This is a genomic window from Hydrogenovibrio kuenenii DSM 12350, assembly GCF_000526715.1.
GTDB lineage: Bacteria > Pseudomonadota > Gammaproteobacteria > Thiomicrospirales > Thiomicrospiraceae > Hydrogenovibrio > Hydrogenovibrio kuenenii.
This window is the reverse complement of record NZ_JAGP01000001.1, coordinates 418,259-440,470: the sequence shown is the minus strand read 5'-3', so window position 1 is coordinate 440,470 and position 22,212 is coordinate 418,259. Positions and strand designations below refer to the sequence as shown.

Genomic DNA, 22,212 nt, shown 5'->3' with positions numbered 1-22,212 from the left:
GCTAGACAACGGGACGAATGATATTTTTGCTATACAACATCTCCAAAATGGTTTCGGAAAAAGGTAACAAACGCTCTAAGGGTTGATTATAATTTTCCGCTAAAGTCATCACTATCTCTCGAAATGTCATCTCAGCATGTTCATCAATATAAGCAACCAAATGATACAGTAAAGGTGAAAGCGCCATAAACTGAACTTCATCCTCTTCATCGCGATAAACCAATAAAGTGGATGGTTCCCCAATACTTTCTGGAACAGAATCTTTTGAAATCTCATGAACAGGCCATTGATAAGACAAATACCAGGCTACAGGTGAAAGCTCAAAACAATCATCAACTGAAGCGTCTGATGTATTCGTATTATTAAAGCCCAGCTCTGGTGCTATCGCTAAAGCAACCTCTACCCACTCGTAATGAGCCAACTCAAACATAAACGACGGATCACTTTCTATGGGCTGATATTCTTGCTGCAGAAATATCAAGAACTCTTGCCCTAATTCATGGAACAAAGGGGTTTTTGCACGGTGCTTAACCATGTATTCCCTTAAAATCTGATCCCAACGTTCTTCACCTAATAATGAATATAAAACTGGGAATTGACTCGTAAAGATTTCATAAATGTTATTAAAGAAAAGCTTTTCATAAAGCTTTAGACGACGATCTTCTATCGACAGCGCAGAAGGAATACCTTTAACATCGTATACATTATGATCGGGATCCCGTATATGGGCAGAAAAAGATTGCTGAATTTTCTGAAATGCAGGAGTAGAAGAATTCTTATCCATACTTCTTCGCTCCAAATTGCGCAAGATAACGTTGTTGAGCTTGGCGAATCTGCTCTACCTCCACCATCAAGTCAGGTAAAGGAGGAATATTGAAATCCCTTTCTAGAAGAGTCGGCTTCAAACCATGAACACTGTAAGTCTGATCCAATAAATCCCAAACTTCTTGTTTAACATCTTCACCATGAGTATCGACTTTTAAATCTTCTGCTTCGTCAAAATGACCTGCCATATGTAAATACATAATGGCATCTGTCGGCATGCTCTGCATAAAGTCCACTGCATCATAATCGTGATTAATGCTATTCACGTAGGTGTTGTTAACGTCAAACAATAAACCACACTTGGCTTCACTCACAACAGCATTTACAAAATCTTGCTCAGTCATTTCATTGCATGGCATAGCATAAAATGAAATATTTTCGATACCAATCGTTCTTTCTAAAATATCTTGAGCCCGTTTAATACGATCTGCAACATAGTGAACAGCCTCTTCGGTAAAAGGAATGGGCATCAAGTCATAAAGCTGACCAGAGTCGCCACAATAACTCAAATGCTCCGTGTAATACCGAATATCATGCTGTTGAAAAAATGTCTTGAGCTGATAAAGGTAGTCTTCATTTAACGGAGAAATCCCTCCCAGATCAAGTGACAGGCCATGACAAACAAAAGGATAGCGTTCAGTTAGACGCTGTAAATCACGCCCCATCTTCCCGCCTAGGTTAAGCCAGTTTTCAGGCGCTACTTCAAAAAAATCGACATCAATACTAGGAGCTTCCAAAACTTCATAAAAGAAATCTCTTCTCAGACCTAAGCCGACTCCATGGATTGCATTCGGGTCAAAACTCATACACAAACTGCCAAGCCATTATAAAAAAAACCGCATAAGCGGCTTTGAAAATGAGAGTTATTGCATTTGATAACCACATTTTCCTTCACTAGACTCTTTCTGATTTTTTTGTTTTTGTTGTGGCATCGCTGCTCCACAATTGCCGTTATGCTGCTTCATAACCGCTGCCCCACAACTGCCTTGACCATTTTTCATCTGCGACTGACTATTCTTTTGCATAGTCTCACCCTTAGATTGGTCATTATTCATTTGCTTATTTGCACCGCAATTACCTTGTGCAGCAGCAACTTGCTCATAACCACCCTCTAAAGATTTAAATTCGAACGGATTTTCTCCTGCCACAGCTACGCCGGATACACCAACAGCAACAGATGCGCCGGCTAACTTTAGAAAATTTCTTCTTGAATATTTAGACATGGTATTCTCCAATAAAACTAAATTAACGTGTTTATTTACTGCCGAAAAAATAAATGGGCTGACCTACAACTACTGCGTCTCAAAGTAATAGACCCAATAAAGTGAGTTTTCTTTCATTAGTAAGCCATTTTATTATGGTTCTTACCAATTAAAAGTTTGATTACTGGAATAAGTATGAATGATGTAGAAACAGAAAAACGGAAGTTGATTAAGTTGTTAGAGCAACTTGAAGATAAAGAATCCCAAACTCAAATTAAACTGAGTAAGGAACAAACTGAACAACTGGCTAGAGTCATTAAAAAACTATTAAAGCAACAGCTTCATTAAGCGCGAACAAGACCTGCTTCAACTTGAGATTTAACTTCCTTTCCAACCAATAACTCAATTAAAGTCAACGCAAAATCCATTGCTGTTCCAGGCCCTCTTGAAGTAATGATATTGCCATCGACGACAACAGCATCTTCTTGGTAAGTCATATTATTACCTGGTAACTTATCAATATGCCCTGGATAGCTTGTCGCTTGTTTATTATCAAGCAATCCTGCAGAAACCAGCACTTTCGGTGCAGCACAAATTGCCCCTATTAATGCATTCTTAGCAGACATTTCATTTAAAAACGCATGGAGCTCATCACTTGCATTAAGGTTATCGGCGCCAGGCAACCCGCCTGGCAAAACAACCATATCAAAGTCAGTTGAGTTCACTTCAGAAAGAGGTGTATCTACGATTAACTTAACCCCTCTACTAGCAACGATGGTGAGCTCTTTATCCAAACTAACTGTCGTAACCTTAACGCCAGCCCTGACTAGCAAATCGATAATGGTAACCGCTTCAAGCTCCTCACAGCCTTGCGCTAGAGGAACCATGGCGTGTTTGATCATTATTTACTGCCCATTTGCTGAGTGAAGTACATGCCTTTCAATAGACTTAATGCTTCATAAAGTTCAAAATCGTTTGCGAGTAAGCCTTTTACGTCATCCTTAGTTTTTACAGATGAGCCTTTAGGCTTGGTATCGTTCACTAAGTGACCTGACAAGTCTTTTTCTTTAATTCGACCAAACTCTCCAGCTTTAAGTTTTTCGACCTTCACTCGATCAATCTCGACATCAGGCACAATTCCTTTTGCCTGAATTGAACGTCCACTTGGCGTGTAATAACGAGCTGTGGTTAACTTAATTGCACCACCATTATTCAAAGGCATAAGAGTTTGCACAGATCCTTTACCAAAACTGTTTCTACCTGCGATCAATGCACGTTTTTGATCTTGTAACGCACCCGCTACGATTTCGGAAGCGGATGCTGACCCTTCATTAATCAAAACAACCATTGGACGACCTTTTAGGATATCTCCTTTTTCCGCCTCAAAACGTAACTGAGAGTCCTTTACTCTTCCTTTGGTATATACAATTAGACCTGAATTTATGAAAGAATCTGCTACTTGAACCGCAGCACGAAGAACACCACCAGGGTTATTTCTTAAATCCAGCACAAGTCCATTAAGTGGCTTTTTATTTTCTTTGTCTAATTTTTTGATAGCTTTAATTAAATCAGGACCCGTTCTAAGCTGGAACTGACTAATACGAACATATCCCATACCATTTGGTAGTAATTTTTGCTTAACACTCGTTACTTTTATAACAGCTCTCGTAAGCTCAAGCACGAGTGGCTTAGTCGCACCTTCGCGCACAATCGTTAACTTGATTTTTGAACCCGGCTTACCACGCATAATTTTAACGGCCTCAGCAAGTGTTTTCCCCTTTACTGGCTCATCATTCAATTTAATGATTAGATCGCCTGCTTTTACCCCTGCCTTCTGCGCTGGCGTATCATCAATAGGGGAAACTACTTTTACAAAACCATCTTCTAAGCCAACTTCCATGCCAAGACCACCAAACTCACCAGTCGTGTGTTCTTCCATTTCTTTGAAGTTTTTAGGCGAAAGATAGGCTGAATGAGGGTCAAGACTCGATAGCATCCCGCTAATCGCACCTTCTAATAGTTTTTTGTCATCAACTGGTTCAACGTAATCTTTAGAAATTCGTTCGAAGACTTCTACGAATGAGCGCAATTCATTTAAAGGTAACTGAGCTTCTACCTTTGTTGCTGGAGTTGTACCATTCTGTTTTTCGTTATCAGCAAATACACTGGTGGCAAGTACAATAAACGCACCCAAAATTGCTCCAGTACTTAACCATAAACCTTTTTTAGCCCAAGAAACTCTCACAGACAACTCCATTTATTTTTACGATTATCCAGATATCTATCCATATCTAACATTAAAAAATTCTCTCCAATTATAAGGTAACTTTTAATGACATTAGAGAAGTATTTCATTAGAATTACAATAGTTATTGATTTTAATGCAAATTAAATGGTGAAGGTACATGGAAGAAATTAGCCAGATGGCGATGAAAGAAGAAAACATAGAAAAGGCGTCTAAAGCATTAAAAGCAATGGGACACCCATTAAGACTTAAAATTCTCTGCGTTCTTGGTAATAATGAAATGCCTGTTATGGACATAGTATCTCGAGTAGGAACAACTCAAAGTAACATTTCCCAACACATTGATATTTTAAGAGAAAAAGAAATTATCACTTCAAGACGTGAAGGCAGCAAAATTCTTTGTAAAGTAAGAGATAATCAGATATTGAACCTTCTAGAATCAATGCAACAAACCTTCTGTCAAATATAATTCTATTTCAGGGGGGCTCTTTATCCCCCCATTCTCATCCTTATTTCAAAACTAAGCCTTGAAGAATCTGTGGTTTGAGGATTAATTCCCGAACTCCCAATACCTGAATGATTAAACATCCCTTTTTGATTAGCTAGATCACCGTTAGAAGCCAGTGAAAGACTGTTATTAGCTGTGTCGGTATTCTGTTTGCTCTTTTCATTTTGAAGCTCTTGAGATGCTTTCATTTCCATTTGCACAGCTTGTGCATGAACTTTTAAATCCTGAGCCGAAGGATCTGAAGGTGCCAACGCAGCTCTTTGAACAATTCTTGCTTTTTGTATTGTTGCCTGAAGATCCCCTTCTACTGGTGAAGTATTAATACCAACCTCACCACCTACAGCATAGCGTCTTCCATCAGGACCTACCTGATAGGTATATGAAGCCCCACCAGTCGCGTACCCACCAGCGGCACTTAAGTGTGCACGTTCATGAGCTCTGACATGCTGATCCCTGGCTTTTAATTCTGATATAGCTTGCTGATATTTTTGGGACTGTTGTAACTCTTTCTGACTACTTAATGAATTGGAAGAACTATCAGAGTTCGTTGCTGACTTGGAAACCGCTGAAACAGATCCAACAGAAGAGGTATTTATATACTTGGGCGCAATCGAATGAAGCTCAGATAGAGCTGAAAACATGGCTGTACTACTGTAAGTACTTGTAGACACATTCATAATCTACCCCCAAGTACATGATTTCTATATTTTTATTTTATCTTTTTTGACTTTCAGTTACAACCTGATTTCTTCCCGCTTGTTTCGCTTCGTAGAGAAGTTCATCTGCCTTAGCAATAGCTTTATCAAGTGAATTTCCACTAAATGCAACACCTTGACTGACAGTAAACTCTACTTCAATAGATGCATAAGACTGAACCTCGATTTCTTGTCTGAAGACTTCACAAAGAGATGAAACTTTATCCACAGAATCGCATTCACCTAAGACAATAAACTCCTCACCACCAAAACGCGCTACAAGTTCATTGGAAAAAACACTCTTCAAATAAGTGGCAGTAAAAATTATTGCCTGATCACCAATTTGATGACCATACTTGTCGTTTACTTGCTTAAAATGATCAATATCTACCATTATCAAGAAAAATTTTCTTTTCTCATTCTGATAACATTCAAACATCTGTTCTGCTTTTTCAAAAAAGGCACGGCGGTTATAAATTTGAGTCAGTGCATCCACTTCTGAAATACGTTTAATATCTTTATAAGCCTGACTTTGCTCAAGGTTTTTTCGAACCCGTAAGTAAAGCTCTTCAGGAGAATAGTTTTCAGAAACCAAATCGCCAACGCCATACTTCATTAACTTAATAGACTGATTAATCTTATTCTTTTTTTCAATAGATATTATAGGTAGGTCATGATCAGAATATTTTGTTCGAATTTCGCGAACAAGATCATATACACTCATCTTCCGCTCATCAGATAGGCGGTCAATAATCAATAAATCAGGAACTTCATCATCCAAAGCACGAATCAAGTCTATATAATCTTCAAAAACTTTTAATTGATACCGCTGAATTCTAAGAAGCCCTTGTGTTCTATGTATTGACCTTATGTTGTCAGAAAGAATCCAAATGGTTCTTTCTGGGTTTTGCAATAAGGAGTGCACACTCGACACAGCATAATCAATCGAAACTTGACCATCCTTTATGACATAGTCTGCAACATGTGCATCAAAAACTCTATGCCGAACAGCTTCACTATAAGATCCTGTGAACACAACTGTAGCAACTTTAAAACTCTTTAATAAGTCTACAATCTCATAATTGGATGAATCTGGTAAAGTAAGATCAGTCAGACAAACTTGAATTGAATCTTCTTTTTCTAGAATTTTTTTGGCTTCGCTAAATGTATGAGCTAAAAATATCTCAAATTTTGGACAGCACTCTAATAAACGTGCACGGAGCAAAAGCGCCATTGACTTCTGGTCTTCCACCAACAATATTTTTTCGTGTATCACAATTTGGCCAACTTAAATACTCTATCAACTTTATATACTAATTAAAACACGACACCAATACTAGATATTTACGGCTATAAGATCAGCTTTTATTCTCAAGAAGTGAAAAAGTGTGCTTGGCTGAATGTTTATGATAGATAACTTTGACTTCAAGTTAACGAATTAATGCAATACCATAAATCGCAAGCAAAAAAAAACCACTCATAGGAGTGGTTTTCAGAATATAAGCTTGGAGATGACCTACTCTCACATGGCACCTGCCACACTACCATCGGCGCTGAGACGTTTCACTACTGAGTTCGGAATGGGATCAGGTGGTTCCATCTCGCTATGGTCCCCAAGCAATTTGGTTATGTAAGCTGATGTTTTACCATCAACTCACTGAATTTGGATCAATCTTTATTAAGAGCATATTGTTCTACAACACATGTATCTTTCATTGCGTCATTTCTCTAGCTACTCAAGCTCAAACATGCCTTCAAAAGTCACTTTTGAGTTGTATAGTTAAGCCTCACGGGTAATTAGTACTGGTTAGCTTCATACATTACTGCACTTCCACATCCAGCCTATCAACGTCATAGTCTTTAACGGCCCTTTAGAAGACTTAAAGTCTAGGGAGAACTTATCTTGAGGCGGGTTTCCCGCTTAGATGCTTTCAGCGGTTATCCCTTCCGATCATAGCTACCCTGCAATGCCTCTGGCGAGACAACAGGAACACCAGCGGATCGTCCACTCCGGTCCTCTCGTACTAGGAGCAGCCCCTCTCAATTCTCCAACGCCCACGGCAGATAGGGACCGAACTGTCTCACGACGTTCTAAACCCAGCTCGCGTACCACTTTAAATGGCGAACAGCCATACCCTTGGGACCGACTTCAGCCCCAGGATGTGATGAGCCGACATCGAGGTGCCAAACACCGCCGTCGATATGAACTCTTGGGCGGTATCAGCCTGTTATCCCCGGAGTACCTTTTATCCGTTGAGCGATGGCCCTTCCACACAGAACCACCGGATCACTAGAACCTGCTTTCGCACCTGCTCGACGTGTCAGTCTCGCAGTCAAGCACCCTTTTACTCTTGCGCTCATTGCACGATGTCCGACCGTGCTGAGGGTACCTTCGCGCTCCTCCGTTACTCTTTAGGAGGAGACCGCCCCAGTCAAACTACCCACCATACACTGTCCCTGACCAGGATTCACTGGCCTAGGTTAGAACCTCAATAATATCAGGGTGGTATTTCAAGATTGGCTCCACAATAACTGGCGTTACTGCTTCAAAGCCTCCCACCTATCCTACACAGATAGTATCAAAGTCCAGTGCAAAGCTATAGTAAAGGTTCACGGGGTCTTTCCGTCTAGCCGCGGGTACGCAGCATCTTAACTGCGAGTTCAATTTCGCTGAGTCTCGGGTGGAGACAGTGTGGCCATCATTACGCCATTCGTGCAGGTCGGAACTTACCCGACAAGGAATTTCGCTACCTTAGGACCGTTATAGTTACGGCCGCCGTTTACCGGGGCTTCGATCAAGAGCTTCGCATAAGCTAACCCCATCAATTAACCTTCCGGCACCGGGCAGGCGTCACACCGTATACGTCATCTTTCGATTTTGCACAGTGCTATGTTTTTAGTAAACAGTTGCAGCCACCTAGTCTCTGCGGCCCACTCGCGTGGGCATACCTTCTCCCGAAGTTACGGTATCATTTTGCCTAGTTCCTTCACCCGAGTTCTCTCAAGCGCCTTGGAATTCTCATCCTGACCACCTGTGTTGGTTTGGGGTACGATTCTTTATTACCTGAAGCTTAGAAGCTTTTCTTGGAAGCATGGCATCAACAACTTCGTCCAAAAGAGGACTCCTCATCACGCCTCAGCATTAAGATCCCGGATTTGCCTAAGATCTCTGCCTAAACGCTTGAACTTGCAACCATCAGCAAGCTTGCCTAGCCTTCTCCGTCCCTCCATCGCAGTAATAAAAAGTATAGGAATATTAACCTATTTCCCATCGACTACGCCTCTCGGCCTCGCCTTAGGGGTCGACTAACCCTACGTCGATTAACGTTGCGTAGGAACCCTTGGTCTTTCGGCGAGGGAGCTTTTCACTCCCTTTATCGCTACTCATGTCAGCATTCGCACTCGTGATACCTCCAGGACACTTTACAATGCCCCTTCGCAGGCTTACACGACGCTCCTCTACCATGCCTTACGGCATCCGCAGCTTCGGTACACTATTTAGCCCCGTTAAATCTTCGGCGCAGGCCGACTCGATCAGTGAGCTATTACGCTTTCTTTAAAGGGTGGCTGCTTCTAAGCCAACCTCCTGACTGTCTAAGCCTTCCCACATCCTTTCCCACTTAATAGTGTTTAGGGACCTTAGCTGGCGGTCTGGGTTGTTTCCCTCTTGACAACGGACGTTAGCACCCGCAGTCTGTCTCCCATGATTGCACTTGTTGGTATTCGGAGTTTGCAATGGGCTGCTAAGCCTTGACGGCCCGCTAGACCATAACAGTGCTCTACCCCCAACAGTGATACATGAGGCTCTACCTAAATAGATTTCGAGGAGAACCAGCTATCTCCGGGCTTGATTAGCCTTTCACTCCGATCCACAGCTCATCCCTGCATTTTTCAACATACGTGGGTTCGGTCCTCCAGTTGGTGTTACCCAACCTTCAACCTGGCCATGGATAGATCGCCCGGTTTCGGGTCTACGCCATGCTACTAATCGCCCATTTAAGACTCGGTTTCCCTTCGGCTCCCCTATTCGGTTAACCTTGCAACATAACGTAAGTCGCTGACCCATTATACAAAAGGTACGCGGTCACACCACGAAGGTGCTCCCACTGCTTGTACGTACACGGTTTCAGGTTCTATTTCACTCCCCTTCCGGGGTTCTTTTCGCCTTTCCCTCACGGTACTGGTTCACTATCGGTCGGTAGAGAGTATTTAGCCTTGGAGGGTGGTCCCCCCATGTTCAGACAGAATTTCACGTGTTCCGTCCTACTCGAATAACACTTAATAAGATTTTGCATACAGGACTATCACCTTGTATCGTCACACTTTCCAGAGTGTTCTGCTATCTTAATAAATGCTTTAGGGCTGGTCCCCGTTCGCTCGCCGCTACTTAGGGAATCTCGGTTGATTTCTTTTCCTCTGGGTACTTAGATGTTTCAGTTCTCCAGGTTTGCCTCCCATAAAGGGATACTCATAAAATGAGTGGGTTTTCCCATTCGGAAATCCACGGATCAAAGCTTGTTTACTAACTCCCCGTGGCTTATCGCAAGTTACTACGTCCTTCATCGCCTTCTACCGCCTAGGCATCCACCGTGTACGCTTAGTCACTTAACTATACAACTCAAAAATAACCTTGACCTTTTGTGTTGCGCCCATCCCTTCAACTCTCTAATAACTTGCTAAAGTTATTAAAAATCCAGAACTTCTTCAATCAAAGCCTAATGAATTGCTTGTAACTAAAAGTTTTTCGCTGACATGTTCTCGCTTGAGTAAACTTTCAAAATTGACTCAATGTAAGATACATTGTTACCTAGATGCCAATGGCTTACGCCATTGACGTCTATTACTATGTATAAATGAGTTGGAGACTCATTTATACTGTTTATGACATGTCGGTGTCATAAACTTCTCTTTGCTTAATATTGAGAATCCGATTACTTTATTGGCAATGCCTTTAAAGCTTTCTTTTTCTCTCAATTAATTTGAGATTGATCCAAATTGTTAAAGAACTTCTTCAGTTATATCGTTACCAATATCACTGCTAATAACTTCTGTTTTTTTAAATTAAAAACAAAAACCATTCACCGGAATATTGGTGGAGCTATGCGGGATCGAACCGCAGACCTCCTGCGTGCAAGGCAGGCGCTCTCCCAGCTGAGCTATAGCCCCAAAGTCATGGTGGGTCTGGGTGGATTTGAACCACCGACCTCACCCTTATCAGGGGTGCGCTCTAACCAACTGAGCTACAGACCCAGGTCTTTTTCTTCTAGTAATACAGAGACAATTTATGTGGAAGCTAACTTAAGCTCGCGGTCACTTTTTTCTTAAAGGAGGTGATCCAGCCGCAGGTTCCCCTACGGCTACCTTGTTACGACTTCACCCCAGTCATGAATCACAAAGTGGTAAGCGCCCTCCCGAAGGTTAGACTACCTACTTCTTTTGCAACCCACTCCCATGGTGTGACGGGCGGTGTGTACAAGGCCCGGGAACGTATTCACCGTGACATTCTGATTCACGATTACTAGCGATTCCGACTTCACGGAGTCGAGTTGCAGACTCCGATCCGGACTACGAAGGGTTTTCTGAGATTTGCGCACTGTCGCCAGTTGGCTGCTCTTTGTACCCCCCATTGTAGCACGTGTGTAGCCCATCCCATAAGGGCCATGATGACTTGACGTCGTCCCCGCCTTCCTCCGGTTTATCACCGGCAGTCTCATTAGAGTTCTCAACTAAATGGTAGCAACTAATGATAAGGGTTGCGCTCGTTGCGGGACTTAACCCAACATCTCACGACACGAGCTGACGACAGCCATGCAGCACCTGTGTTAGAGTTCCCGAAGGCACCAATCTATCTCTAGAAAGTTCTCTACATGTCAAGGGATGGTAAGGTTCTTCGCGTTGCATCGAATTAAACCACATGCTCCACCGCTTGTGCGGGCCCCCGTCAATTCCTTTGAGTTTTAATCTTGCGACCGTACTCCCCAGGCGGTCAACTTATCGCGTTAGCTACGCTACTAATCTTTTTAATAAGACCAACAGCTAGTTGACATCGTTTACGGCGTGGACTACCGGGGTATCTAATCCCGTTCGCTACCCACGCTTTCGCACCTCAGCGTCAGTTTTAAGCCAGGAAGGCGCCTTCGCCACTGATGTTCCTCCAGATATCTACGCATTTCACTGCTACACCTGGAATTCCCCTTCCCTCTCTTAAACTCTAGATTGCCAGTATCGGATGCAATTCCTAGGTTGAGCCCAGGGCTTTCACAACCGACTTAACAGTCCGCCTACGCGCGCTTTACGCCCAGTAATTCCGAATAACGCTTGCACCCTCTGTATTACCGCGGCTGCTGGCACAGAGTTAGCCGGTGCTTCTTCTAATGCTAACGTCACACTAAGCAGTTATTAGCTACTTAGCTTTCCTCACAATTGAAAGTGCTTTACAACCCTCGGGCCTTCTTCACACACGCGGCATGGCTGCATCAAGGTTTCCCTCATTGTGCAATATTCCCCACTGCTGCCTCCCGTAGGAGTCTGGGCCGTGTCTCAGTCCCAGTGTGGCTGATCATCCTCTCAAACCAGCTATAGATCGTCGCCTTGGTAGGCCTTTACCCTACCAACTAGCTAATCTAACTTGGGCTCATCCTTTAGCGATACCTTCCAAGGAGAGGGCACCTTTAATCCGTAGATCACATTCGGTATTAGCATACGTTTCCATATGTTGTCCCCAACTAAAGGGCAGATTCCCAAGCATTACTCACCCGTCCGCCACTCGTCAGCAAGAAAGCAAGCTTTCTTCTGTTACCGTTCGACTTGCATGTGTTAAGCCTGCCGCCAGCGTTCATTCTGAGCCAGGATCAAACTCTTCAGTTTAATCTCTTGACTTGTTTTTTGGTTTGCTTTTCTGCAAATACAAATTAAACACTCGAAATTAACAAGGTACATGTATTATTAAATACCTAAGTATTCAATAATTAACCATATACATAGTTATCGAGATATTTATGATTTTAGTCACCACTTACTTAAGCAGCTCCCACATAAATTATCTCTGTATTACCTGATTTTTAAAGAACTAAGTCTTGCAAAAATATCTGATTTTATCGGACATTTTCTTTTTCGTTAAGCCGTGAATTGTAAGTTATTTTCTAGCAATCCGTCAACTTAAATTTTTAGTATTTTTGAAAAAAATTTAAATCCTTTTCAAAAATTCTACTCCAAATTTTGCACTCCAACATTCAATTAAACTTAACTAAATATTGAACAAATTTTGAAGCTCTTTCGTATTTCGAAGCAGTTGTTAAATTGCTTGTGTTCGAAAGAGATGCGTATTCTAATCATTCGTGAAATCTTTGCAAGCCTTTTAACTAACTTTTTTACAGTTTTTTGACATTTTTATCTACTCAACAAAATTATCAATGACTTACAAATCTTTAATACGAAAAAACCGCTATAAAGCGGTTTTTTTATAAATGACCCAGCCTGACTGATTTTAACTTTTTAAACTCCAGCTTCCACCGATAGCTTTATATAAACTAACAAGAGAGTCGTAATGTCTAAGCTTAGTATTAACTAAAGACAACTGAGCATTAAATAGACTTCTTTGCGCATCAAGCACCTCTAAGTAACTTGAATAACCCGCATCAAATCGTTTTTTTGCTAATTCAAGTGATTTGGACAATGCCGTAACCTGACGTTGTTGCGCTTCCAACTGTAGCTGACTACCATGATATTGTGTTAATGCATCAAGCGTTTCTGCAAACCCTCTTTTTACAGTATCCTGATAAGTAATCAACATTGCTTGCTTTTCAGCTTTACTAATTGCAACGTTCGCTTTTCTTTTACCATAATCAAAAATCGGTGCCGTTATGTTTGCTCCCGCGTTCCAGTTGAACGCATCGTCTTTAAATAAGTTAGACAACGACTCGCTTTGCACACCAAACATACCTGTCAAACTAATACTTGGAAATAAAGAAGCTCGCGCAACACCTATATTGGCATTTGCCGCAATAAGTTTCTGCTCTGCTGCAACAATATCAGGCCTTCTTAACAATAGGTCAGAAGGCACACCCACTGGAACAGATAACACTTTATGATCCTTAAAGACCTCGCCATCAGGCTTTTGACTATCGGCTAATATCTTCTGTGGCGACTCTCCCAGCAGCAGTGACAAAGCATGACGCTGTAAATCTCTTTGCTCCCTTAATTTATAAAGAGACACTTCAACAGAAGCCAAGTCTGCTTCAGCTTGTTGAACTGACAAAGGTGTAATACTTCCTAGCTGAAGTTGTTTTTTTCTTAGCTCTAATGCTTCTTTTCTTGATGTAACGGTATCCTCAGCCAAAATAACAGAGTGATCTAGCGCTCGCAAATTCAGATAAGCAGTTGCAATTGCTGACGAAATACTTAAGTCAACGGCATCTTTATTCGCTTCAGTTGCTTTCAAGTTAGCTTCTGCAGCAGACTTTAAAGAAGAAACTCTCCCCCAGATATCAACTTCATAGCTCAACAAACCTCCCAGAGAGTAGTTATTAAACTCTGCGCCTTGACCCTGTGGATAGGACTGATTACTGGATTTTGTTCGAGATGCACCAGCAGTCGCATCAAACTCAGGATAGCTTCCCGACTGTGCTTGAGTTAAATAAGAGCGCGCCTGTTTCAACCTCAAAACAGCTAGTTGAATATCTTTGTTTTGCGTACGACCTTTCTCAATCAGGCGATACAAAACCTTATCGCCTGACAAACTATCCCACCATTGTTCTTCTGTCATTTGTGCTTTCTGAACAGTTTTTGGCAAAGATTCAGCCCAAACCTTAGGCATATCAACTTTAGGTTTTTCATATGTCGGCATTTGACTACATGCCGCTAAAAGCAGCGGCGTCATTACCAGTAAATATTTAGGAGAAAATATTGTCATTGTTTTTTTAAATCTCAAATAACTCATAATGACTCTTCTTTTGATAAACGTTTTTCCGAAATTTTTTCTTTTGAGATGAATTCTGAAAATGCAGCAACCCATCTAAAGAACATAGGAATAAACAACGGCGCTAAGAAAGTTGCTGCAACCATACCACCAACAACCCCTGTACCAACCGCATGTCGAGCAGCTGCACCTGCACCCTCACTCATCATTAACGGCACTGCACCAATTGTAAACGCCAACGAAGTCATAACAATCGGTCTAAATCTCAATCTAGCCGCTTCCGTAGCGGCTTGAACCAAATCCATGCCTGCTTTACGTTTTTGCATAGCAAACTCGACAATCAAGATTGCATTCTTCGCGGATAAACCTATGAGCGTCAACAATCCTAACTCAAAGTAAATATCATTACTTAAGCCGGACAAGTGAACCGCTATTGATGCCCCAAGCACCGCAAATGGAACTGCAACAATAACGGCAAGCGGTATTGTCCAACGCTCATATTGGGCTGCAAGAATAAGGAATACAAATAACAGACCAAACATAAAGGCTTGTGCTCCAGCACCCGATGCTTGTTTCTCTTGGAAGGCTTCACCAACCCAGCCAAGCGTGTAGCCATTTGGCAACACCTGCTTAGCGACATCCTCAAAAGCTTGAATCGCTTGTCCAGATGTATAACCTGGTGCTGGCTCACCCATCAACTTCGCTGCCGGGAACAAGTTAAATCTATCTACAATATCCGCTCCCGTAACTCGCTTAAAGGTCACCAATGAACTCAAAGGTATCATTTTACCCGTCATTGATCTCACGAACACCTGAGACATATCTTTAGGCCCTTCGCGATAATGCGCTTCAGACTGTAGATTTACTCTATAAGTACGCCCGTAAAGATTAAAGTCATTGACATACAAGCTACCAAAAGTTGCCTGCATTGCAGAAAAGACTTCATTTACCGGTACTTGCATTGCGTTCGCTTTTTCACGATCTAAAACAGCACGGTACTGTGGCACCTTAGTTGAAAAAGTCGTTCTCACTTGCTTTAACTCAGGACGCGCACTGGCCTTTTTAATCAGTTCATCTGTTATTTTACTCAACTCAAGTGAGCCTGTTCCGTTACGGTTTTGTAAATACACTTCAAAACCACCCGTCATACTCAACCCCATAATCGTCGGCATACCGACTGGAATCGAGAATGCATCCGGCACACGCATAAGCTGACCAAACAAAGAACCGACGATAGCCTGCTCTGATAGGTTAGGCGCCTTACGCTCATCCCAAGGCTTCAGTTTTACAAAAGAAACCCCTGAATCTGTTTTCTCAGCAAAAGTCTGCAAATCAAACCCAGCAAAACTGATCGCATGCTCAACACCTGGGTGTTTACGCACCATATCTGAAACCTCATCCCTTACCTTTTCGGTTCTCGACAAAGAACTGGCTGGCGGCAAGTAAGATAAAACAAACATGGTCCCTTTATCTTCCTGTGGAATCAAACTTTTTGGAATCGTAGTTAACTGTTGATAAGTTAAAGCCCCTAAACCAATAAATAAAATAAGGCTCAGCAAGCTATAGCGCATAATCTTACTGACACCCGCGCCAAACTTATCGGTTAACCAACCAAAACCAGCATTGAATTTATCAAAAAACTTACCTGTTACTTGATGCTCAGGCTTAATTAAATTTGCGCACAATGCAGGTGTTAATGTCAGTGCAACAATTCCTGAAATAGTCACCGACACCACAATTGTTATCGCAAACTGTTTATACATCTCCCCTGTTAAACCTTGAATAAAGGCAACAGGAATAAATACCGCTGAAAGCACCAATACAATCGCAATGACCGGCGCCGTTACTTCTTGCATAGCTTTAATGGATGCCTTCCTAGGACTAAGTCCTTCGGAGGTCATAATTCTTTCAACGTTCTCGATAACAATAATGGCATCATCCACTACGATACCTATTGCCAAAATCATCCCAAACAAAGTTAACTGATTGATTGAAAAGTCAAGTAAATAGAGTCCCGCAAACGTACCCACAATCGAAACCGGAATGGCAAGCACCGGAATAATGGTTGCACGCCAGTTTTGCAAGAACAAGAAAACCACCAGCACAACCAGCAACAAGGCTTCGAATAAGGTTTGCACCACCTTTTCAATCGAAATTTTTACGAATTCAGAAGTGTCATACGGAATTGCATACTTCAACCCAACAGGAAACTTCTCAGACATGCGTTTCATTTCCTGATCAACCAGCTTTGAAACTTCTAAGGCATTTGCACCTGGCTGCAAGAAAATACCCATAGGTACAGTTGGTTTACCATCATAGGTCGCATTAAAGTTATACGCCTGTGCGCCTAGCTCAACACGAGCCACGTCCTTTAACCTTAAACGGCTACCGTCTTTGTTAGCGCGTAGAATAATATTTTCAAATTCTTTCGCGTCACTAAAACGACCCTCAGTGGTGACCGTATAAGTAAAGGCTTGCGGTTTATCCATTGGCTCTTGACCAAATCGACCCGCTGCAAATTGAGAGTTTTGGCTTCGAATAGCCGTAGCAATATCATTCGGCGTTAGGCCATATTTCGCCATCTTGTTTGGATCCAACCAAATACGCATCGAATAATCTTTACTACCAAACTGACGAACCTCACCCACACCAGGAATACGCTTTAAATCATCCAAAACGTTAATCAAGCCGTAGTTGGCAATAAACACCGTATTCAAGCTGGAATCAGGCGAATACAACGCGATAACTTTAAGAATGCTCGTCGAGCGCTTATTTACCTGCACCCCCAAACGTTGCACCTCGGAGGGCAAACGACTTAACGCACTCTGCACCTTATTATTTACATCAATGGTAGCCTTATCCGCGTCCGTTCCAATCTTAAACGTTACCGTAAGACTCAAAGTACCGGATGAAGAAGTGGTACTGTTAATATAAATCATATTATCAATACCATTGATTGCCTGCTCCAAGGGAGCTGCAACCGTACTTGAAATCGTCTCTGCGTTCGCACCGGGGTAACTAGCCGTTACCGTAACTTGTGGTGGCACAATCTGAGGATATTCAGAGATAGGGAGTGCTTTCAGCCCTATATAACCTGCTATTACAATAATTGCAGAAAAAACCGTCGCCATAACCGGACGGTCGATAAAAAACTTTGAAATCATGTAACCGTCCTTTTATTTAGGCTGTTTTTTCTGTTCAGACGCTTTTGGAACAATTGGCGAAACCGGCGTATTCGGACGAAGCTTAATTAAGTTAGCAATCACAACCTGATCACCTTCCTTTAGACCACCTGTTACAAGGAATTGATCACCATTCGTCGTCGCCAATTGAATAGGCATTAAATTAACCACGCCGTTCTTCACTACATAAACAAAGGCCTGTTGCCCAATCTGCAACACCGCTTTTTGAGGAATGGTAAATACGCCTAACCTCTTCGCGCCAGACAAACGTACACGCACAAATTCTCCAGGCAATAAAACATGATTAGCATTAGCAAAGGTTGCTCTAGCCACCACACTACCGGTATTTGTATCAATTCTACTATCAGTAAAATCAACTACACCTTTGGCAATTACCTTCTTATCTCGCCCAATCATTTCCACATCAAACTTTCTATCCTTAGGCATTTCCAACTGATGGGATGCAACCAAACTTCTTTGCTCACTCATATCACTATCAGGAATCGAGAAATTTGCATAAATAACATCCAAATTTGTAATTGTCGTCAACATGCTATTTGAAGCTGCCGTCCCAACCAAACTTCCCACATCTTGTAGCTTTTGACTGGTAAACCCAGAAATTTCAGCCTTAACCTTTGTATACCCCAGATCTATTTGCGCATCACTTAAAGAAGCCTTTGCTCCCTCAAGCCCAGCTTTTGCCAACTCAAAGCTAGACAAGGCATTATCCATTTCCTGCTCACTGACCGCTTTATTCTTATACAAACCTTTTACACGCTTATATTCACGTTCGGCTTGTTTCACCTTAGCTTCTTCTACATCTACTTGCGCTTTAGCCTTAACAACTTTCGCTTGGTAACGTCTCGGATCTATTAAATACAAGTCTTGTCCAGCTTTAACCTTATCACCGTCTTGATAATATTTTTTCTCCAAAATACCAGACACTTGCGCCACCACTGAAACTTGCTGTGCCGCTTGAGTTCTAGCAGGATATTCATAAGTTACTGGCACATCCGTTTTCTTTACCACTACTACAGGCACTGGCATTGGTGGTCGTTTTTGAGCAGCTATTGCCGACACACTAAATAAGGCAGCAACCAATGAAACTACAGTCACATTTTTTGCCATAACAGAGTTCAAGCCATACATATATAAACATCCCATTGAATAAAAAAATTAAATTTGAACAATAGTGTAGCATACATTACACTTTATTTGTCTACAGGCAATAGACATTATTTTTAAAATGGATGATAAAATACCGCACCATGGAAGATAACCTACAAACACAAAACAAAGACGAGCAGCTTCTCACTTCTCAAAACGCCGGCGTAGAGTGCGTTTGCACAACCAAAGGAGGCATAGCCAGACACCAAAAACTACTAGAAGTAGCCACAAAAGCATTTCTAGAAAACGGTTATGCTGGTGCCAGTGTTAACGAAATCGTTAAAGAAGCAGGTGGTTCGCTCGGAACTCTTTACAGACTTTTTGGTAATAAACTGGGCTTATTCGAAGCCGTTCTAAAGATTAAAACCAGCGAAATTTTTGATGAATTTGAATCTGACGGTGTATGGACTGACGATATTAAAACCAGCTTACTGAACTTTAGCCGAAGACTCCAGCAAGTTGCAATCTCTCCAGATGGTATTAGTATTTATCGACTGGTTATTGCAGAAAACAGTTTAGACAAAAAAGAAATCCAGAAAATCTTCTACACCTACGGCCCACAAAGAGCCAACCGAATTCTATCCACCTACCTTTCCAAACTCGTTAAAGCCAACAAACTAAAAATACAAGATTGTGACTTAGCAGCCTATCAATTACTTGAAATGGTTAAAGCACCCTTTTACTTAAAATCTCTACTTGGTGAAGAAATAAATGAAGGTGAACTAGAAACAGCCCTTCAACAAGGCGTTGATATATTCTTAAAAGGCACCGAGGTTCGCCACTAAATTAAGTCTTAACCTGTAATTTAATAAAGACAAACACTAAGTGCCAACTTTTGGCCCAATCCAAACTTGTTGAGCATTCACGAACTCCATAATTCCGTGGGGGCCTAACTCTCTACCATAACCTGAACGCTTGACACCTCCACTCGGCAACCTCGGATCTGTCTTCACAATCCCGTTAATAGCGACCTGACCTGCTTCGATATCTCGACTCATACGTTCGGCCAACGCAACATCTGCTGTCCACACCGAAGCCGCCAATCCATAAATCGTATCATTGGCAATTTCTAAGGAATGCTCAACCGACTCTGCTTTCATAACAACAGCAATGGGTCCAAAAGTTTCCTCGCATGAAACCTGCATTTCCGGCGTAACATCAACCAATAGCGTAACTGGATAGTAGTATCCCGGGCCTTCCGGCATTTCGCCTCCCAATAAACAACGTCCGCCTTGCTTAACTGTCGTAGTAACCTGACGGTGCAAACCATCTCGCAAGTCTTCCCGTGCAATCGGGCCGACTTGTGTCGTCTCATCGGCAGGGTCACCCATTTTCAAAGCAGATAGATGTGCATAAAACTTTTCGATGAAGGACTCATAAACTGGTGCCTCAACAATAATTCTCTTAGCCGCAATACAAGACTGACCCGCATTAATGATGCGAGACAATGCAAGCGTTTTGGCCGCCTCATCTAAGTCCGCATCAGAAAACACCAGGCTAGGGTCAGACCCACCAAGCTCCAATACTGCTGGCTTAATCTGACTCGCAGCCAAAGAAGCCACAGCACTACCTGCAGCACTGGATCCGGTCAAAGAAACCGCCTGAACCGCATCATGCTTTAAGACTGTTTCGACCTGCTCATTATTAATCCGTAGATTCTGCATCAAGCCCGCAGGAGCACCAACCCGTTCGAAAACTTCCGCAATCGCCTCGGCACAAGCAGGCACATGAGGATCATGCTTCATCAAACAAGTATTTCCTGCCATAATCGCGGGTGCACAAAATCGAAAGGCTAACCAAAAAGGCGCATTCCAGGGCAAAATACCCAGCACCGGCCCCAAAGGTAAATGCTGCACATAACTGTGGGTCGCATCCGATGGCAAGGTTACTGGGGCTAAATACTCAGCCCCTTTTTCCGCATAATGTTCAGCACACCAGGCCGCTTTTTGCACTTCCCCACGCGCTTCAACAATTGGCTTACCCATTTCATCGGTCATCAATCTAGCCAATCGTTCTTCATCATCCCGCATAAATCTGGCGACCTTTCTCAGTAATGCCGAGCGCTCTTCAAATGTCGTTTTTCGCCAACTTTTAAAGGTCTCCGCCGCTTGATCAATCTTTTTGGAAAGCGTCGCATTGTCATTCAAAGGGTAACGATGTAATTCCTCTCCCGTTGCAGGGTTAGTTGCGATAAACATAGACTCTCCTTTTGCCTTTTATTGAGGTGCTTTGGCAGCTTTCTTTTTCGGCTGATTCATTTTCTGCTGGATGTCACTTACATTTTTAGAAGGCACAGCGCCGTTATCAGGCTTCACCGTAAAGTCCTGCTCAAAGTCCTCAAAGAAAGTTCCACAGCCGTTTTCGGTGATATAAAAGGTATCAGAAATCCCACAAGACTTATCGCCATCAATCCCCCACATCCAGGGAATCAAATGAAACGTCATTCCAGGCATCAAAGGCGTGGAATCCCCCTGAAACAAACTCATAATATAGCCCTCATCCCAGCTGGGCGGAAACGCGATTCCGATTGAGTAGCCTGAACGGGTAATCAATTTGGCGCCGACATCGTTTTCACGAATGATATTACGCATCATCTTATCGGCATCCGAAACCGTCATCCCTGGACGAAATTCTTTACGCGCAGTTTTCAACGCGAGCTTCATCAGTTCCTGAGACTTATACATGCTGTCTGTCAATTCGCCGCACACCACCGTCCGCATCATCGCCGTATGATAACGGCGATAACAGCCGGCCATTTCCAAGAACACATGTTCTCCAGGCTGTACGATTCGACCTTCCCAAGAAGCATGCCCGATCATGGTTCTAGGCCCCGACGTCACATAAGGCATCACCGCTGGGATCTCTCCACCTGCCGCAAACATCGCCTGACAGGCCGCTGCACCGATCTCATTTTCAGTAGCCCCCGCTTGCACAGCTTCAATCCCCGCTTTCATCGCTGCTTTAGTCGCCACTGCCGCTTTTTGCATGACTTCCAACTCCACCGCCGATTTACGAATCCGACTTTCTTCGACGATACCAAAACAATCCATCAAACGACTTTTGGTAAAGGAAGTATGAAAATAATCCTGGTGATAAGCGGTGAAGTAATAAGAGTTACGCTCATAACCAATTGTTTGTCCGGCCAGACCGAACTCAACCAACGAACTCACCAACATCTGAATGGCATCCCCACTATCAGGGTAAGGACGGCTCAACTCCACCCAGGTACGGGCAATCACATTGGACTCTTCCAGTTTACGTGTCACCATCCACGGTTCACCTTCCAAAGGCACTACAAGCGCCTGAAAAAAGGAGTAGCCCGTCGTCTGATAATCCGTTAGGTACATAATGTTTTCGGCATCGGAAATAATCACCGCATCCAGAAGGCGCTCCGCCATGCGTCCCCGCAACTCCCCTAATCGGCGTTGATACTCTGAAAAGGGAAAGGTCATATCATCTCTTTCTCGCATA

The 22,212-nt window shown here is 42.7% G+C and carries 15 protein-coding genes, 2 tRNA genes and 3 rRNA genes; 3 read left to right on the top strand and 17 right to left on the bottom strand.

Features of this window, described 5'->3' with window-relative positions; translation table 11 throughout:
* Nucleotide 1 precedes the first annotated feature (1 nt).
* From N745_RS0102015 to N745_RS0102005, 3 genes are read right to left on the bottom strand one after another with little or no spacing between them, the layout of a single operon-like run.
* Nucleotides 2-784, bottom strand: coding sequence for an HvfC family RiPP maturation protein (locus N745_RS0102015; RefSeq protein WP_024850468.1), 783 nt, complete (start codon nucleotides 782-784; stop codon nucleotides 2-4).
* Entirely contained in the window at nucleotides 777-1,631 is an 855-nt protein-coding gene (locus N745_RS0102010) for an HvfB family MNIO-type RiPP peptide maturase (protein WP_024850467.1), read from the bottom strand. The genes N745_RS0102015 and N745_RS0102010 overlap by 8 nt, the downstream gene beginning before the upstream one ends.
* A 57-nt stretch (nucleotides 1,632-1,688) precedes the next feature.
* Nucleotides 1,689-2,048, bottom strand: coding sequence for a twin-arginine translocation signal domain-containing protein (locus N745_RS0102005; RefSeq protein WP_024850466.1), 360 nt, complete (start codon nucleotides 2,046-2,048; stop codon nucleotides 1,689-1,691).
* 174 nt (nucleotides 2,049-2,222) lie between these two features.
* Between N745_RS0102005 and N745_RS12625 the strand changes: the two genes are divergently transcribed.
* A complete protein-coding gene (locus N745_RS12625) occupies nucleotides 2,223-2,375 on the top strand; it encodes a hypothetical protein (protein WP_157833731.1) in 153 nt (50 codons plus the stop codon).
* Here the strand turns inward: N745_RS12625 and N745_RS0101995 are convergent.
* The gene (locus tag N745_RS0101995) at nucleotides 2,372-2,929 is read right to left on the bottom strand and encodes a DJ-1 family glyoxalase III (protein WP_038070572.1); all 558 of its coding nucleotides are present in this window, start codon (nucleotides 2,927-2,929) and stop codon (nucleotides 2,372-2,374) included. The two genes, N745_RS12625 and N745_RS0101995, sit on opposite strands and share 4 nt — an antisense overlap.
* Nucleotides 2,929-4,284 (bottom strand): S41 family peptidase, encoded by a 1,356-nt coding sequence (locus N745_RS0101990; RefSeq protein ID WP_038070569.1) that lies wholly within the window; start codon nucleotides 4,282-4,284, stop codon nucleotides 2,929-2,931. The genes N745_RS0101995 and N745_RS0101990 overlap by 1 nt, the downstream gene beginning before the upstream one ends.
* A gap of 148 nt (nucleotides 4,285-4,432) precedes the next feature.
* Between N745_RS0101990 and N745_RS0101985 the strand changes: the two genes are divergently transcribed.
* Nucleotides 4,433-4,741, top strand: coding sequence for an ArsR/SmtB family transcription factor (locus N745_RS0101985; protein WP_024850463.1), 309 nt, complete (start codon nucleotides 4,433-4,435; stop codon nucleotides 4,739-4,741).
* 20 nt (nucleotides 4,742-4,761) lie between these two features.
* On the opposite strand, the gene N745_RS11570 is transcribed toward N745_RS0101985, so the two are convergent.
* The 10 genes from N745_RS11570 to N745_RS0101935 all read right to left on the bottom strand — a co-directional run bounded on the left by N745_RS11570 (nucleotide 4,762) and on the right by N745_RS0101935 (nucleotide 18,723).
* Entirely contained in the window at nucleotides 4,762-5,457 is a 696-nt protein-coding gene (locus N745_RS11570; protein ID WP_024850462.1) for a putative metalloprotease CJM1_0395 family protein, read from the bottom strand.
* A 37-nt stretch (nucleotides 5,458-5,494) separates the two neighbouring features.
* Nucleotides 5,495-6,727: a GGDEF domain-containing response regulator gene (locus N745_RS0101975; RefSeq protein WP_281171886.1), complete on the bottom strand. Its 1,233-nt coding sequence runs from the start codon at nucleotides 6,725-6,727 to the stop codon at nucleotides 5,495-5,497.
* Between the two features lie 251 nt (nucleotides 6,728-6,978).
* A 5S ribosomal RNA gene (gene rrf, locus N745_RS0101970) occupies nucleotides 6,979-7,093 on the bottom strand.
* Nucleotides 7,094-7,251: 158 nt separating this feature from the next.
* A 23S ribosomal RNA gene (locus N745_RS0101965) occupies nucleotides 7,252-10,086 on the bottom strand.
* A 479-nt stretch (nucleotides 10,087-10,565) separates the two neighbouring features.
* Nucleotides 10,566-10,641: transfer RNA gene (locus N745_RS0101960), tRNA-Ala, on the bottom strand.
* 7 nt (nucleotides 10,642-10,648) lie between these two features.
* Nucleotides 10,649-10,725: transfer RNA gene (locus N745_RS0101955), tRNA-Ile, on the bottom strand.
* A gap of 73 nt (nucleotides 10,726-10,798) precedes the next feature.
* A 16S ribosomal RNA gene (locus tag N745_RS0101950) occupies nucleotides 10,799-12,342 on the bottom strand.
* The 16S, 23S and 5S rRNA genes sit together here with 2 tRNA genes alongside, the layout of an rRNA operon.
* Nucleotides 12,343-12,961: 619 nt before the next feature.
* Complete coding sequence (locus N745_RS0101945; RefSeq protein WP_024850460.1) at nucleotides 12,962-14,413, bottom strand: efflux transporter outer membrane subunit; 1,452 nt, start codon at nucleotides 14,411-14,413, stop codon at nucleotides 12,962-12,964.
* Entirely contained in the window at nucleotides 14,410-17,556 is a 3,147-nt protein-coding gene (locus N745_RS0101940) for an efflux RND transporter permease subunit (protein WP_024850459.1), read from the bottom strand. The genes N745_RS0101945 and N745_RS0101940 overlap by 4 nt, the downstream gene beginning before the upstream one ends.
* A 12-nt stretch (nucleotides 17,557-17,568) precedes the next feature.
* Nucleotides 17,569-18,723 (bottom strand): efflux RND transporter periplasmic adaptor subunit, encoded by a 1,155-nt coding sequence (locus tag N745_RS0101935; RefSeq protein WP_024850458.1) that lies wholly within the window; start codon nucleotides 18,721-18,723, stop codon nucleotides 17,569-17,571.
* Nucleotides 18,724-18,842: 119 nt separating this feature from the next.
* Here N745_RS0101935 and N745_RS0101930 point away from each other — a divergent pair, with 119 nt between their 5' ends.
* The gene (locus tag N745_RS0101930) at nucleotides 18,843-19,526 is read left to right on the top strand and encodes a TetR/AcrR family transcriptional regulator (RefSeq protein WP_024850457.1); all 684 of its coding nucleotides are present in this window, start codon (nucleotides 18,843-18,845) and stop codon (nucleotides 19,524-19,526) included.
* Between the two features lie 36 nt (nucleotides 19,527-19,562).
* On the opposite strand, the gene N745_RS0101925 is transcribed toward N745_RS0101930, so the two are convergent.
* Together N745_RS0101925 and doeA are read right to left on the bottom strand one after the other, a co-directional pair.
* On the bottom strand, nucleotides 19,563-20,939 hold the full coding sequence (locus tag N745_RS0101925; RefSeq protein WP_024850456.1) for an NAD-dependent succinate-semialdehyde dehydrogenase: 1,377 nt from the start codon (nucleotides 20,937-20,939) through the stop codon (nucleotides 19,563-19,565).
* Between the two features lie 18 nt (nucleotides 20,940-20,957).
* Complete coding sequence (doeA, locus tag N745_RS0101920) at nucleotides 20,958-22,211, bottom strand: ectoine hydrolase (RefSeq protein WP_024850455.1); 1,254 nt, start codon at nucleotides 22,209-22,211, stop codon at nucleotides 20,958-20,960.
* Between the last annotated feature and the right edge of the window lies 1 nt (nucleotide 22,212).